This is a genomic window from Micromonospora yasonensis (assembly GCF_026013475.1).
Taxonomy (GTDB): Bacteria; Actinomycetota; Actinomycetes; order Mycobacteriales; family Micromonosporaceae; genus Micromonospora; species Micromonospora yasonensis.
In genome coordinates this window covers 1-13,591 of the sequence record NZ_JAPDPH010000017.1, presented here as the reverse complement: position 1 = coordinate 13,591, position 13,591 = coordinate 1, and the positions used below count along the sequence as shown (strand labels likewise).

10 protein-coding genes are annotated in these 13,591 nt (G+C 73.4%); 7 read left to right on the top strand and 3 right to left on the bottom strand.

Annotated elements, in window-relative coordinates; translation table 11 throughout:
• The first annotated feature begins 7 nt into the window (after positions 1-7).
• Together ONA70_RS06090 and ONA70_RS06085 are read left to right on the top strand one after the other, a co-directional pair.
• Positions 8-1,687, top strand: a complete 1,680-nt coding sequence (locus ONA70_RS06090; protein ID WP_265005381.1) for a SulP family inorganic anion transporter — start codon at positions 8-10, stop codon at positions 1,685-1,687.
• Entirely contained in the window at positions 1,684-2,151 is a 468-nt protein-coding gene (locus ONA70_RS06085; protein WP_265005348.1) for a hypothetical protein, read from the top strand. The genes ONA70_RS06090 and ONA70_RS06085 overlap by 4 nt, the downstream gene beginning before the upstream one ends.
• On the opposite strand, the gene ONA70_RS06080 is transcribed toward ONA70_RS06085, so the two are convergent.
• Both ONA70_RS06080 and ilvD read right to left on the bottom strand, forming a co-directional pair.
• On the bottom strand, positions 2,148-2,870 hold the full coding sequence (locus ONA70_RS06080; RefSeq protein ID WP_265005347.1) for a hypothetical protein: 723 nt from the start codon (positions 2,868-2,870) through the stop codon (positions 2,148-2,150). The genes ONA70_RS06085 and ONA70_RS06080 overlap by 4 nt on opposite strands.
• A 77-nt stretch (positions 2,871-2,947) precedes the next feature.
• Positions 2,948-4,795: a dihydroxy-acid dehydratase gene (gene ilvD / locus ONA70_RS06075; RefSeq protein ID WP_265005346.1), complete on the bottom strand. Its 1,848-nt coding sequence runs from the start codon at positions 4,793-4,795 to the stop codon at positions 2,948-2,950.
• Between the two features lie 129 nt (positions 4,796-4,924).
• Here ilvD and ONA70_RS06070 point away from each other — a divergent pair, with 129 nt between their 5' ends.
• The 5 genes from ONA70_RS06070 to serA all read left to right on the top strand — a co-directional run bounded on the left by ONA70_RS06070 (position 4,925) and on the right by serA (position 12,981).
• Positions 4,925-7,360: a putative bifunctional diguanylate cyclase/phosphodiesterase gene (locus tag ONA70_RS06070; RefSeq protein ID WP_406601152.1), complete on the top strand. Its 2,436-nt coding sequence runs from the start codon at positions 4,925-4,927 to the stop codon at positions 7,358-7,360.
• Between the two features lie 181 nt (positions 7,361-7,541).
• Positions 7,542-9,428, top strand: coding sequence for an acetolactate synthase large subunit (locus tag ONA70_RS06065; RefSeq protein WP_265005344.1), 1,887 nt, complete (start codon positions 7,542-7,544; stop codon positions 9,426-9,428).
• A complete protein-coding gene (gene ilvN, locus ONA70_RS06060) occupies positions 9,428-9,943 on the top strand; it encodes an acetolactate synthase small subunit (protein ID WP_265005343.1) in 516 nt (171 codons plus the stop codon). Before ONA70_RS06065 ends, ilvN begins: the two co-directional genes overlap by 1 nt.
• Positions 9,944-10,037: 94 nt before the next feature.
• A complete protein-coding gene (gene ilvC / locus ONA70_RS06055) occupies positions 10,038-11,051 on the top strand; it encodes a ketol-acid reductoisomerase (RefSeq protein ID WP_265005342.1) in 1,014 nt (337 codons plus the stop codon).
• Between the two features lie 331 nt (positions 11,052-11,382).
• Positions 11,383-12,981: a phosphoglycerate dehydrogenase gene (gene serA, locus ONA70_RS06050; RefSeq protein ID WP_265005341.1), complete on the top strand. Its 1,599-nt coding sequence runs from the start codon at positions 11,383-11,385 to the stop codon at positions 12,979-12,981.
• A 62-nt stretch (positions 12,982-13,043) separates the two neighbouring features.
• Here serA and ONA70_RS06045 read toward each other — a convergent pair whose 3' ends face one another.
• Positions 13,044-13,400, bottom strand: coding sequence for a hypothetical protein (locus tag ONA70_RS06045; RefSeq protein WP_265005340.1), 357 nt, complete (start codon positions 13,398-13,400; stop codon positions 13,044-13,046).
• Positions 13,401-13,591: the final 191 nt, after the last annotated feature.

Here is a 13,591-nt window from a genome sequence, read left to right as displayed (position 1 = left end):
AACGGCGCTGGCCGCGGTCGGGGAGCGGATCCTCGGGCTGCTGCCCGGCCGGGCCGACTGGGCGGCGGTGCGCCGTTCACCCCGGCGCGACCTGCTCGCCGGGCTCACCGTGGCCGTGGTGGCGCTGCCACTCGCGCTCGCCTTCGGCGTCACCTCCGGGCTCGGCGCCGGGGCGGGCCTGGTCACCGCCGTCGTCGCCGGGGCGGTCGCGGCGATCTTCGGCGGCTCCAACCTCCAGGTCTCCGGCCCCACCGGGGCGATGACCGTGGTGCTGGTGCCGGTGGTGCAGCGCTTCGGCGCCGAGGGTGTGCTGATGGTCGGCGCCCTGGCCGGGCTGCTGCTGATCGCGCTCGCCCTGGCCCGCCTCGGCCGGTACGTCCGCTACCTGCCGACCCCGGTGATCGAGGGCTTCACGGCGGGCATCGCTGTGGTCATCGCGCTGCAACAGGTACCGGCGGCGCTCGGCGTCACCGACGCCCGAGGCGAGAAGGTCTGGGCGGTGGCCGCCGACGCGGTCGCCCGGTTCGCCGTACACCCCCGGCCGGCCGCCGTCGCGGTGGCGCTCGGCGTGGCGGCGCTCATGCTGCTCGGTGCCCGGTGGCGGCCGGGCGTGCCGTTCTCTCTGCTCGGGGTGGCCGCCGCCACCGTCCTCGCCGAGCTGGCCCCGGTCGACCTGGTCCGGATCGGCACCCTGCCGCAGGCGCTGCCCGCGCCGACGCTGAACTTCCTCGACCTCGGCGCGGTCGGCACGCTGCTGCCCAGTGCCGTCGCGGTGGCCGCCCTCGCGGCGCTGGAGAGCCTGCTCTCCGCGACCGTGGCGGACGGGATGACCGTCGGCCAGCGGCACGACCCGGACCGCGAACTCTTCGGACAGGGCCTGGCCAACCTGGCCGCCCCGCTCTTCGGCGGCATCCCAGCCACCGCCGCCATCGCCCGTACCGCCGTGAACGTGCGGGCCGGCGCGTCCTCGAAGCTCGCCGCGCTCACCCACGCCGTCGCCCTCGCCGCGATCGTGCTCGCCGCCGCCCCGCTGGTCGGCCGCATCCCGCTCGCCGCCCTGGCCGGGGTGCTGCTCGCCACCACCGTCCGGATGGTGGAGGCCGGCTCGCTCAGGGCGCTGCTGCGCGCCACCCGGGCCGACGCGGTGGTGCTGGTGCTGACCTTCGCGGTCACCGTGATCTGGGACCTGGTCACCGCGGTGGCGGTCGGGCTCGCCGTGGCGGTCGTGCTCGCCCTGCGGGCGGTGGCCCGTAGCGCCCGGCTCGAGCAGGTGCCCCTCGACCAGGGCGAGCACAGCGCCGAGGAGCACGCCCTGCTCGCCGAGCACATCGTCGCGTACCGGCTGGACGGGCCGCTCTTCTTCGCCGCCGCGCACACCTTCCTGCTGGAACTGGCCGAGGTGGCCGACGTACGGGTGGTGATCCTGCGGATGTCCCGGGTGTCCACCATCGACGCCACCGGCGCGCAGGTGCTCGGTGACGCGATCGACCGGCTGCGCGGCCGGGGGATCACCGTGCTGCTCTCCGGCATCACCCCCGGCCACGACCAGGTGCTCAGCGCCCTCGGCGTCGCCGACGAGCTGCGCCGCGAGGGCCTCGTCTTCCCGGACACCCCGGCCGCCATCCGGCACGCCCGCGCCGTCGCCCTGGGCGGTACCCCGGCCCGGACCCTGGGTGCGGATGCGTGACCTCCATCGACGTGCCGCCGTACCGCCCCCGTCCGGTCAGCCCGCTCGGGGTTCGCACGATCCGCGGCTGGCGGCTCAAGGCGTACGGCATCGCGGCCCGCGCCGACACGCCCCGGCCCGCCCTGGTGTACGCGGTCTGGCGCGCGGCGGCCGAACTGCTTCCCGAGCCCGACGCGGACGGCGCCCACGGCCTCGGGTTCGTGGTGGCCCACGACGCCCGGCCGGCCTGCTTCGCCCTGGTCGACTGGTGGGTGCGCGGCTACGACCTCTACCAGCGCTACCTGCGCGCCCCGCTCGACCGGCCCGACCGGCTCAGGCTGCTCACCACGCCGACGGTCGGCTGTGTCTGGGAACTGGCGGTGGTCCAGCACGAGCGGGAGGCGTGGATCCGGCACGTGCTCCGCCGACCGGCGGAGCCGGACGTCGACGGGTATCTCGCCGACGTCCTCACCGTCTCGCCCTAGCCGGGCAGGGCACCGAGCCCGGCGAGCAGCTCCTCGCGCTCGGCCTCGCTGAGCACCGCGTACGCGGGCTCGTCGCGGCGGTCGGTCTCGGCCTCGATCGCCGCCCGTTCCGGCCCGTCGGGCAGCGCCCTGATCCCGTCGGCGGTCAGCCCGGCGGCCCGCCACGCCGCCCGGTGCGCGTCGGCGCGATGGTGGCGCAGCGAGCCGAGCCGGGTGGTGAGCAGCATCGCCGGCGAGGCGTCGTCCGGCTCGTACGGCGGGGTCATGGCGCGGAAGGCTGGCCCGCCGGTGGCCAGGCCGTGCTCCAGCACCCGGCCGACCAGCTCGGCCAGGCGCGGCACCGCGGCCAGGCCGGGCAGCATGCTCGGCCCGGAAGACCAGAGCTCCTCGGCGGCCTCGGCGGTCGCCCGCTGGGCGAAGAGCGCCAGCTCCCGGCCGAGCTCGGTCAGGTGCCAGGTGCCCTCGGCGTCCACCTTGGTCACACCCTGGGCCAGTTCCCGGCTCATGTCGCCGTCGGTGTAGATCAGCCCGTCGGCGAGGGCGTCGGCCGGCATCGGCCGGGCCAGCACCCCGGAGAAGAAACTGTTCTCGTAGCCGAGGTCCACGCCGCGCTCGGCGTAGAACGCCTCCATCCGGGGCCGGGCCGCCCACCGGGCGGCCACGTACACCCGGTCGATGACCGGTCGGATCAGTCGCGCGTAGCTCACCGTCGTCTCCACGACGGCGGACCCTACCGGGAAAGGTGTTAAGAAGGGGCCCCTGCTATGCCGTAGGTGTTAACAGGGTGCCCCTCCTTTCACTCCGGCACCCGCCGGTAGGCGCCGTCGCTGGCCGAGGTGGCCATCGAGGCGTACGCCCGCAGCGCGGCGGACACCGGCCGCTGCCGGTCGGCCGGGGTGTACGGGCGGTCCCGCTTCTCCTCCTCCACCCGGCGTGCCTGGAGCACGTCGTCCGCCACGTCCAGGTGGATCGACCGGGCGGGGATGTCGATGACGATCTCGTCGCCCTCCCGGACCAGCGCGATCAGGCCGCCCGAGGCCGCCTCGGGCGAGACGTGCCCGATGGACAGGCCCGAGGTGCCGCCGGAGAACCGGCCGTCGGTGAGCAGCGCGCAGGACCGGCCCAGCCCCCGGCCCTTGAGGAACGAGGTGGGGTAGAGCATCTCCTGCATGCCGGGGCCGCCCTTCGGGCCTTCGTACCGGATCACCACCACGTCCCCGGCGGCGACCGACTTGTTGAGGATGCCCTCGACGGCGGCCTCCTGGCTCTCGAAGACCCGGGCCAGGCCGCGGAAGGTCAGGCACTCCTCGGGCACCCCGGCGGTCTTCACCACGCAGCCGTCCGGCGCCAGGTTGCCGTGCAGGATGGCCAGCCCGCCGTCGGCGCTGTACGCGTGCTCCCGGTCCCGGACGCAGCCGCCGGCCGCGTCGGTGTCCAGGGACGACCAGCGGTTGGTGGTGGAGAAGGGCTCGGTGGTGCGCACCCCGCCCGGGGCGGCGTGGAACAGCTCGATCGCCTCCGGCGTCGCCGAGCCGCCCCGCACGTCCCAGTCGGCCAGCCACCGGCTCAGGTCGGGGGAGTGCACCGCGTGCACGTCCCGGTTGAGCAGGCCGGCGCGGTCCAGTTCGCCGAGGATGGCCGGGATGCCGCCGGCCCGGTGCACGTCCTCCATGTGGTACTGGGGCGAGTTCGGCGCGACCTTGGCCAGGCAGGGCACCCGCCGCGAGATCGCGTCGATGTCGGCCACGCCGAAGTCCAGCTCCGCCTCGCGGGCGGCGGCGAGCAGGTGCAGCACGGTGTTGGTCGAGCCGCCCATCGCCACGTCCAGCGCGACGGCGTTGTCGAAGGCGGCCCGTGTGGCGATCGCGCGGGGCAGCACCGAGGCGTCGTCCTCGTCGTACCAGCGCTTGGCGATCTCCACGGCGGTGCGGCCGGCCTGGACGAAGAGCGAGCGGCGCGCGGCGTGGGTGGCCAGGGTCGACCCGTTGCCGGGCAGCGCCAGGCCGATCGCCTCGGTGAGGCAGTTCATCGAGTTGGCGGTGAACATGCCGGAGCAGGAGCCGCAGGTCGGGCAGGCCGAGCGCTCGATCTGGCCGAGCTGGTCGTCGGTGACGGACTCGTTGGACGAGGCGATCATGGCGTCGATCAGGTCGATCTTGGAATGCACGATCCCCTCGATCGCCACCGTCTTGCCGGCCTCCATCGGGCCGCCGGAGACGAACACCGTGGGGATGTTCAACCGCAGCGCGGCCAGCAGCATGCCCGGCGTGATCTTGTCGCAGTTGGAGATGCAGACCAGCGCGTCCGCGCAGTGCGCGTTGACCATGTACTCCACGGCGTCGGCGATCAGCTCGCGGCTGGGCAGCGAGTAGAGCATCCCGCCGTGTCCCATCGCGATGCCGTCGTCGACCGCGATGGTGTTGAACTCCCGGCCGACCCCGCCCGCCTCGGCCACCGCGTCGGCGACCAGGCCGCCGAGGTCCTTGAGGTGTACGTGACCGGGTACGAACTGGGTGAAACTGTTGGCGATGGCGACGATCGGCTTGCCGAAGTCGTCGTCGGTCATCCCGGTGGCCCGCCACAGGGCCCGGGCGCCGGCCATCGTCCGACCGTGGGTGGAGGTCCTCGACCGCAGCTCAGGCATGCACACCAGTCTGGCACCCCCGCCGCGGGTACCCCAGGACGCGCGGACCGTGTCCCAACAGTTGCGCACCCGGCGCCCCACGGGGTGCGTACATCCGGCACAGTTGACGTCGTGCACTTCCCTCCGGGCATGCTCGCCGCCGCGGCGCTGAGCGGGCTGGTCGCCGCCGGTGCCACCGCGCTGCTGGCCGCGTCGGCCCGCCGTCGGGGTGGGCCGCACCGGCGGGCGTACGCGCTGCTCGCCGCGGCCGCCGGGGGTGCGCTGCTCAGCCTCCTGGCCGGGCTGGCCGGCGCGCTCGCCGCCAGCGACAACTGGGCGCACCAGCAGGGGCAGCGGACCGGCTGGGCGACCCTGGTCTCGGTGGGCACCACGGTCAGCGGGGTCGCCGTCGGCGTGGCCCTGCTCCGGCTGCTCGGCACCGCGGTCACCCGGGCCGCCACCGCGCGGGTGCTGCTCGACGGCCTGATCATGGCGACCGCGCTCTGGTTCGTGGGCTGGGTGGTCTTCACCGAGCCGACCCGGCTGCTCGGCGCGGTCACCCCGGTGGCCTGCGTACCCATCGTGCTGGCCACGGTGACCGCCGCGCTCGCCGCCGGGCTCACCCTGATCATGGTGCTCCGGGCCGTGCCGCCGCGCGGCCGGCTCGCCCTGCTCGGCGCCGGGGTGACCGGGGTGACCGGCGGCGGGCTGGGCCTGTCCGGCGGGCTCTGCCAGGCGGGCCCCGGCATGGCGGCCACCGGTGCGGCCCTGCTCGCCGCCGGCCTGCTCGCCGTCGCCCTGGCCGTGCACCGGGTCGACCTGCCCGGGCAGGTGGACGTCGACCTGATCGGGCGCGACGGCGGGTACGCCTTCGTGCCGATGTTCGCGATGGCCGCCTCGGCGATGTACCACCTCGTCCAGGGCGGCCGGTTCGACGCGTACGGGATCGTGGCCGGCAGCGTCGAGGGTTTCGCTCTGGTGGCCCGGCAGTACCTTGCCCTCAACGACGTACGCGGCTACGCCGGCCGGCTGGCCGAGCGGGAGGCGCACTTCCGCGAGTTGGCGCACACCGACCCGCTCACCGGCCTGGCCAACCGACGCGGGCTGCTGCGGGCGCTGCACCGGTGCGCCGAGGCGGGGGTGCCGTGCGTGCTGCTCGGCATGGACCTGGACGGCTTCAAGAACGTCAACGACATGCGCGGCCACGACGTCGGCGACGCGGTGCTGGCCGAGGTGGGCCGGCGGCTGCGCGGCAACCTGCGCCCCGGGGACCTGGCCGCCCGGCTCGGCGGCGACGAGTTCGCGGTGCTGACGCACGGCGGGAGCGACCCGGGCCCGGTCGCCGAGCGGCTGCTCGGGGTGCTCGGCCGCCCGTACGAGGAGGCGGAGGGGCCGGTCTTCCTCTCGGTCAGCATCGGGGTGGCCGCCAACGCCGGGGAGACGGACGTCGAGCTGCTGCTGCGCAACGCCGACCTGGCCCTGCGCTACGCCAAGCAGCGGGGCAAGAACCGGATCGAGCGCTACGACGCCACGTACGACCAGTTGCTGCGCCGGCGCACCGTGCTGGAGCACGAGCTGCGCGGGGCGATCGAGCGCGACGAGCTGCGGCTGGCCTTCCAGCCGGTGGCCTCGCTGCCGTCGGTCCGCCCGGTGGGCGCGGAGGCGCTGCTCCGCTGGCACCACCCCGAGCTGGGCAACGTCCGGCCGGACGAGTTCATCCCGCTCGCCGAGGAGTGCGGGATGATCTCGAAGCTGGGCGCGTGGGTGCTGCACCAGGCCTGCTACCAGCTCTCCCGTTGGCTGGCCGACGGCCACGACGTCTGGGTCTCGGTGAACGTCTCGCCGCGCGAGCTGCACGCCCCGGAGTACGTGGTCCAGGTCGCCGACGCGCTGCGCGCCCACCACGTACCGCCGCAGCGGCTCGTGCTGGAGGTCACCGAGCAGGCGGTCGCCACCGACCTGGACGAGCTGATCCGCCGGCTCAGCGCGCTGCGGCTCACCGGGGTGCGGATCGCGCTGGACGACTTCGGCGCCGGCTACTCCTCGCTGGGCCAGCTGCGCCGGCTGCCGATCGACATCCTGAAGATCGACCACGGCCTGGTCGCCGAGCACGAGCCGGTCCGACCGGTCGGCCGGGACGGCCCGGCGTTCGCCCCGATGGTGGACATCGTGATGCGCCTCGGGCACCACTTCGGCCTGGAGGTGATCGCCGAGGGGGTGACCAACCCGACCGAGCTGGCCGCGGTGGTCGCGGCCGGCTGCCGGTTCGGGCAGGGCGCGCTCTTCGGCTGGGGGGTGCCCGCCGAGCACCTGGAGGCGATGCTGGAGGCGGCCAGCTCGCCGGGCGCGCGGCCGGCCACGTTGCCCCCGCCCCCGCCGGCTCCGCCGGTGCGGCCCGGCCCGTCGCCGCTACTGCCCCGGCTCCGGTCCAATCCACCCCCGTCGGTGCCTGTCCCGCGTCCCTCGAACGAGGGATCTTCGCAGGTCGCACCGGCCGCCGAGAGCGTGTCGAGGCCCGACACGCCCAGGTCCGTGAACCAAAATGTGGGATCAGTTGACTCATCGCGTGAGATGCGTCAGGCTTAGCCCCATGTCGTCGAACCGGTCGCTGCGAGTACTTACCTGAGCGCACTCTCCCTCATCGAGAGTGCGCTGGCCCCGTGCATCTGCACGTGGGCTTTTTTGTTGCCGTCGGACCATCGCCGGGACGTCCGCCGTCCCAACCTGTGAAGCGCATCACCCACTCCAGCCGAAGGCCTGAACCGCCATGACGAGACCCACGCCAGAGACCCTCGCCCACTCCGCCCGGCGAGCCCGCCCGGCCGCCGAGCCGGCGGGTGACACCGACCACGCCCCCACCCCCCGCAACGGGTCCGCCCCGGCCGCCCCGGCCGTACGGCAGGCCGCCCCGGCGCAGGTTTCCGGCGCCGGCTCGCTGGTGCGGTCGCTCGAGGCGCTCGGCGTCGACGTCGTCTTCGGCATCCCGGGCGGCGCGATCCTGCCGGCGTACGACCCGCTCTACGACTCCAACGTCCGGCACATCCTGGTCCGCCACGAGCAGGGCGCCGGGCACGCCGCCACCGGGTACGCGCAGGCCACCGGCAAGGTGGGCGTCTGCATGGCGACCTCCGGCCCGGGCGCGACCAACCTGGTCACCCCGATCGCCGACGCGTACATGGACTCGGTGCCGCTGGTGGCGATCACCGGCCAGGTCGCCCGGCCGTCGATCGGCACGGACGCCTTCCAGGAGGCGGACATCCAGGGCATCACCCTGCCGATCACCAAGCACAACTTCCTGGTGCAGACCGCCGACGAGATTCCGCAGGTGCTCGCCGAGGCGTTCCACCTGGCCTCGACCGGCCGGCCCGGCCCGGTGCTGGTGGACATCCCCAAGGACGTCCTGCAGGCGCCGACCACCTTCGTCTGGCCGCCCACCCTGGAGCTGCCCGGCTACCGGCCGACCCTGCACCCGCACGGCAAGCAGATCCGCGAGGCGGCCCGGCTGATGACCGCCGCCCGCCGCCCGGTGCTCTACGTCGGCGGCGGCGTGCTCAAGGCCGGGGCCACCGAGGGGCTGCGCCGGCTGGCCGAGCTGACCGGGATCCCGGTGGTCACCACCCTGATGGCGCTCGGCGCGTTCCCCGACTCGCACCGCCAGCACCTGGGCATGCCCGGCATGCACGGCACCGTCGCCGCGGTCTACGGCCTGCAGAAGGCCGACCTGATCGTCGCGCTCGGGGCCCGCTTCGACGACCGGGTCACCGGGCGGCTGGACTCGTTCGCCCCGGACGCCGCCGTGGTGCACGCCGACATCGACCCCGCCGAGATCGGCAAGAACCGGCACGCGGACGTGCCGATCGTCGGCGACGCGCGGCACGTGATCGACGAGTTGATCGCCGCGGTCACCGCCGAGCGGTCCGCTCGCCCGGCCACTGACCTCGGCGACTGGTGGACCCAGCTCGACGACCTGCGCAAGCGTTACCCGCTGGGGTACGAGGAGCCGGCCGACGGCACCCTCTCCCCGCAGTACGTGATCAAGCGGCTGGGCGAGATCGCCGGCCCGGACACCATCTACGTGGCGGGTGTCGGCCAGCACCAGATGTGGGCCAGCCAGTTCATCTCGTACGAGAAGCCGTACACCTGGCTCAACTCCGGTGGCCTCGGCACCATGGGGTACGCCGTCCCGGCGGCGATGGGCGCCAAGGTCGGCAAGCCGGACACCACGGTCTGGGCGGTGGACGGCGACGGCTGCTTCCAGATGACCAACCAGGAGCTGGCGACCTGCGCCCTGGAGGGCATCCCGATCAAGGTCGCCGTGATCAACAACGGCAACCTGGGCATGGTCCGACAGTGGCAGACCCTCTTCTACGGGGAGCGCTACTCCAACACCGAGCTGGGCACTCACAAGCACCGCATCCCGGACTTCGTGAAGCTCGCCGAGGCGCTCGGCTGCGTCGGCCTGCGCTGCGAGAACGCCGCCGACGTGGACAAGACCATCGCCGCCGCCATGGAGATCAACGACGCCCCTGTGGTGATCGACTTCGTGGTCGGCAAGGACGCCATGGTCTGGCCGATGGTGGCCGCGGGCACCAGCAACGACGAGATCATGTTCGCCCGGGGCGTCCGCCCCGCCTTCGACGAGGACGAGCTCTAATGACCATGCACACCCTCAGCGTTCTGGTGGAGAACAAGCCGGGCGTGCTGGCCCGGGTCTCCGGGCTGTTCTCCCGGCGCGGCTTCAACATCGACAGCCTCGCCGTGGGGGAGACCGAGAACCCGGACGTCTCCCGGATCACCATCGTGGTCAACGCCGAGTCGTCCCCGCTCGAGCAGGTCACCAAGCAGCTCAACAAGCTGGTCAACGTACTGAAGATCGTGGAGCTGGACTCGCAGGTCTCGGTGGCCCGGGAGTTGCTGCTGGTCAAGGTCCGGGCGGACCGCAATGCCCGCGGGCAGGTGCTGGAGACGGTGAACCTGTTCCGCGCGCGGGTGGTCGACGTCGCCCCGGACACGCTGACCATCGAGGCCACCGGCACCAAGGACAAGCTCGACGCGCTGCTGCGGGACCTGGAGCCCTTCGGCATCAAGGAGATGGTCCAGTCCGGGACGGTGGCGATCGGCCGCGGCTCGCGCTCCATCACCGCCGGGCCCGCGCTGCGCGCCGCCTGAGTACCACCCGGGCGGCGCGGTGCCGCGCCGCCCGGACCCGCACCGCACGGATTCACGACGGGCCGCCGGGCGCCGCCGTACGAAAGGGAAGTCAATGAGCGTTGAGGTGTACTACGACGACGACGCCGACCTGGGCCTGATCCAGGGCCGCAAGGTCGCCGTGATCGGGTACGGCAGCCAGGGCCACGCCCACGCGCTGTCGCTGCGCGACTCCGGCGTCGACGTGGTGATCGGCCTGCCGGCCGGTTCCAAGAGCCGGCCGAAGGCCGAAGAGCAGGGCCTGCGGGTGCTCACCCCGGCCGAGGCGGCGGCCGAGGCCGACGTGATCATGATCCTGGCGCCGGACACCGCGCAGCGCGCCCTGTACGCCGAGGCGATCGCGCCCAACCTGGCCCCGGGCAAGGCGCTCTTCTTCGGGCACGGCTTCAACATCCGGTACGGCCTGATCAAGGCCCCGACCGACGTGGACGTGGCGATGGTCGCCCCGAAGGGCCCGGGCCACCTGGTCCGCCGCCAGTACGTCGACGGCAAGGGCGTGCCCTGCCTGGTGGCCGTGGAGCAGGACGCCACCGGCAACGCGTTCGGCCTGGCCCTGGCGTACGCGAAGGCGATCGGTGGCACCCGGGCCGGCGCGATCAAGACCACGTTCAAGGAGGAGACGGAGACCGACCTCTTCGGCGAGCAGGCGGTGCTCTGCGGCGGTGCCACGGCGCTGGTGCAGACCGGCTTCGAGGTGCTCACCGAGGCCGGCTACGCGCCCGAGGTGGCCTACTTCGAGTGCCTGCACGAGCTGAAGCTGATCGTCGACCTGATGTACGAGGGCGGCATCGCCCGGATGCGCTACAGCATCTCGGACACCGCCGAGTACGGCGACCTCTCCCGCGGCCCGCGGGTCATCGACTCCCGGGTCAAGGAGGAGATGCGCAAGATCCTCGGGGAGATCCAGTCCGGCGAGTTCGCCCGCGAGTGGGTCGCCGAGGACGAGGCCGGCCGGCCGAACTTCGCCAAGTGGCGGGCCGAGGGCGCGGCGCACCCGATCGAGGAGACCGGGCAGAAGCTGCGGGCCATGATGAGCTGGGTCGACCGGCCCATCACCGAGACCGCCTGACCGTCCTCCCGCAGGGGCCCCGCGGCCCGCGACCCGACGCTCTCCCCGGCTCGGGTCGCGGGCCGCGTACCCGTCGGCGCCCGCTCACCTGGTGGGACGAGTGACGGACGCCTCGGTCCCCGCGCACCGGGTGAACGCGGGATGACCGGCGTACGACGACGCTGTGTGAGGGCCCTCACCCCACGGTCCGGGACACGTCACCCGAACCGCCCCCTACGATCCTTCATAGGTGCGTAATCGGCACCTGACGGCCACGGCACCGATCAGCGCAGGGCGCAGCGCGGCGTCCCGTCGCCCCAGGCCGAACCCATACGAGCGTCTACGAGGACCGATGAATCCTGTCGTACTGATCGCCGAAGAACTCGCCCCTGCCGCCATCGAGGTGCTCGCACACGACTTCGACGTGCGTCACGTCGACGGCACCGACCGTCCGGCCCTGCTCTCCGCCCTCTCCGAGGCCGACGCGGTGATCGTACGCAGTGCCACCCAGATCGACGCCGAGGCGATCGCCGCCGCGCCGCGCCTGAAGGTGGTCGCCCGGGCCGGCGTCGGCCTGGACAACGTCGAGGTGCCGGCCGCCACCGCGCGGGGCGTCATGGTCGTCAACGCTCCCACCTCCAACATCGTCTCCGCCGCCGAGCAGGCCGTCGCGCTGCTGCTCGCGGTCGCCCGCAACACCGCCAGCGCCAGTGCCGCGCTCAAGGCGGGGGAGTGGAAGCGGTCGAAGTACACCGGCGTCGAGCTGCAGGGCAAGACCGTCGGCGTGGTCGGCCTCGGCCGGATCGGTGTGCTGTTCGCGCAGCGCATCGCCGCCTTCGGCACCCGCCTCATCGCGTACGACCCGTACATCCAGCCGGCCCGCGCGGCCCAGCTCGGCGTCCGCCTGGTCGGGCTGGAGGAGTTGCTGCGGGAGAGCGACTTCATCTCGATCCACCTGCCCAAGACGCCGGAGACGGTGGGCCTGATCGGCGAGAAGGAGCTGGCGATCGTCAAGCCGGGCGTCCGGATCGTCAACGCCGCCCGCGGTGGCCTGGTCGACGAGCAGGCCCTGGCGGACGCGATCGCCGAGGGCCGGGTCGCCGGCGCCGGCGTCGACGTGTACGCCAAGGAGCCCTGCACCTCCTCGCCGCTGTTCGCCTTCGACAACGTGGTGGCCACCCCGCACCTGGGCGCCTCGACGCACGAGGCGCAGGACAAGGCCGGCCTGGCCGTGGCGAAGAGCGTCAAGCTGGCTCTGCAGGGCGAGTTCGTGCCGGACGCGGTGAACGTGCAGGCGGGCGGCGTGGTCGCCGAGGACGTCCGGCCGCTGCTGCCGCTGGCCGAGAAGCTCGGCCGGGCCTTCACCGCGGTGGCGGGCGGGGTGGCCGCCAGCGTCACCGTCGAGGTGCGCGGCGAGATCGTCAACCACGACGTGTCGGTGCTCAAGCTCGCCGCCACCAAGGGGCTGTTCAGCTCGGTGGTGGAGGAGCAGGTCACCTACGTCAACGCGCCGCACCTGGCCGCCGAGCGCGGCGTCGAGGTGGCGCTGGCCACCCAGGCCGAGACCGTGGACCACCCCAACCTGGTGACGGTGCGCGGCGCGTTGCCGGACGGGCGGACGGTCAGCGTCTCCGGGACGGTGACTCACACCGGCACCCGGGACGTCATCAAGCTGACCGAGGTGGACGGTTTCGACGTGGAGATCGGCGCGGAGGGCATTCTGGTCTTCCTGCGCTACGTCGACCGGCCGGGCGTGGTCGGCACCGTCGGCACCCTGCTCGGCGAGGCCGGGGTGAACATCGCCGCCATGCAGGTCGCCCGCCGGGAGGCCGGTGGTGAGACGCTGATGACGCTCACCGTCGACCAGGCGCTCGGCGCGGACCTGCTCGGCTCGGCCGCCGACTCGATCGGTGCGGCCGCGGCCAGCGCAGCCGACCTGCGCGACGAGTAGGTCCGGACAGGACGGATCGGGGGCCCGGCCGGACGGCCGGGCCCCTCGTCGTACCGGGGCGATCAGCGGGTGACGCGGGTGGGTGGCGGGTAGACCGAACCGTCCTGCGCGTCGAAGAGCATCAGGTCGTGCTCGCCGGCCAACCGCTCGATGTCGAGCAGCACCTGGTCCTCACAGGTGGGGACCAGGTTCATCTCGACGTGGTCGGCGGCCGTGTGCAGCGGGGCGACCTCCCACGGGGTGCCCGGGCGGGCCGGGCGGTCCGGATAGGCGCCGGTGATCGCCCGGTAGAAGCCGACCACCCTCGGGTCGGGGTGCTGTTCGCGGTGCCACCCCTCGCGGCACCGTTGCACCGCTGCCCGTACGTCATCGGGCGTGGCCCCGGGCGGGAGGGCCCACACGCTCAGATCGAAACTCACGGCGGACAGCGTGCCATCCCTGGTCCGTATCGTCACCCCTGCCCCACCGCAGGTTAACCGGGTGTTGACCGGTCGGGGCGCGGCGACGGTCCGCTGTGGAGACTCTTGCGTCGAGTTGCGTCGATTCGCTAGCGTACCGGTGCGGTGACTGGCTGAGTTGCGACTCCGGCGCGTCTTCGGGTGGCGCGGTC

Excerpts from the sequence above, each read along its gene's own strand:
- ilvD (WP_265005346.1), bottom strand. The coding sequence starts at position 4,795 with ATGCCTGAGCTGCGGTCGAGGACCTCCACCCACGGTCGGACGATGGCC.
- ONA70_RS06070 (WP_406601152.1), top strand. The coding sequence starts at position 4,925 with ATGCTCGCCGCCGCGGCGCTGAGCGGGCTGGTCGCCGCCGGTGCCACC.
- ONA70_RS06065 (WP_265005344.1), top strand. The coding sequence starts at position 7,542 with ATGACGAGACCCACGCCAGAGACCCTCGCCCACTCCGCCCGGCGAGCC.
- ilvN (WP_265005343.1), top strand. The coding sequence starts at position 9,428 with ATGACCATGCACACCCTCAGCGTTCTGGTGGAGAACAAGCCGGGCGTG.
- ilvC (WP_265005342.1), top strand. The coding sequence starts at position 10,038 with ATGAGCGTTGAGGTGTACTACGACGACGACGCCGACCTGGGCCTGATC.
- serA (WP_265005341.1), top strand. The coding sequence starts at position 11,383 with ATGAATCCTGTCGTACTGATCGCCGAAGAACTCGCCCCTGCCGCCATC.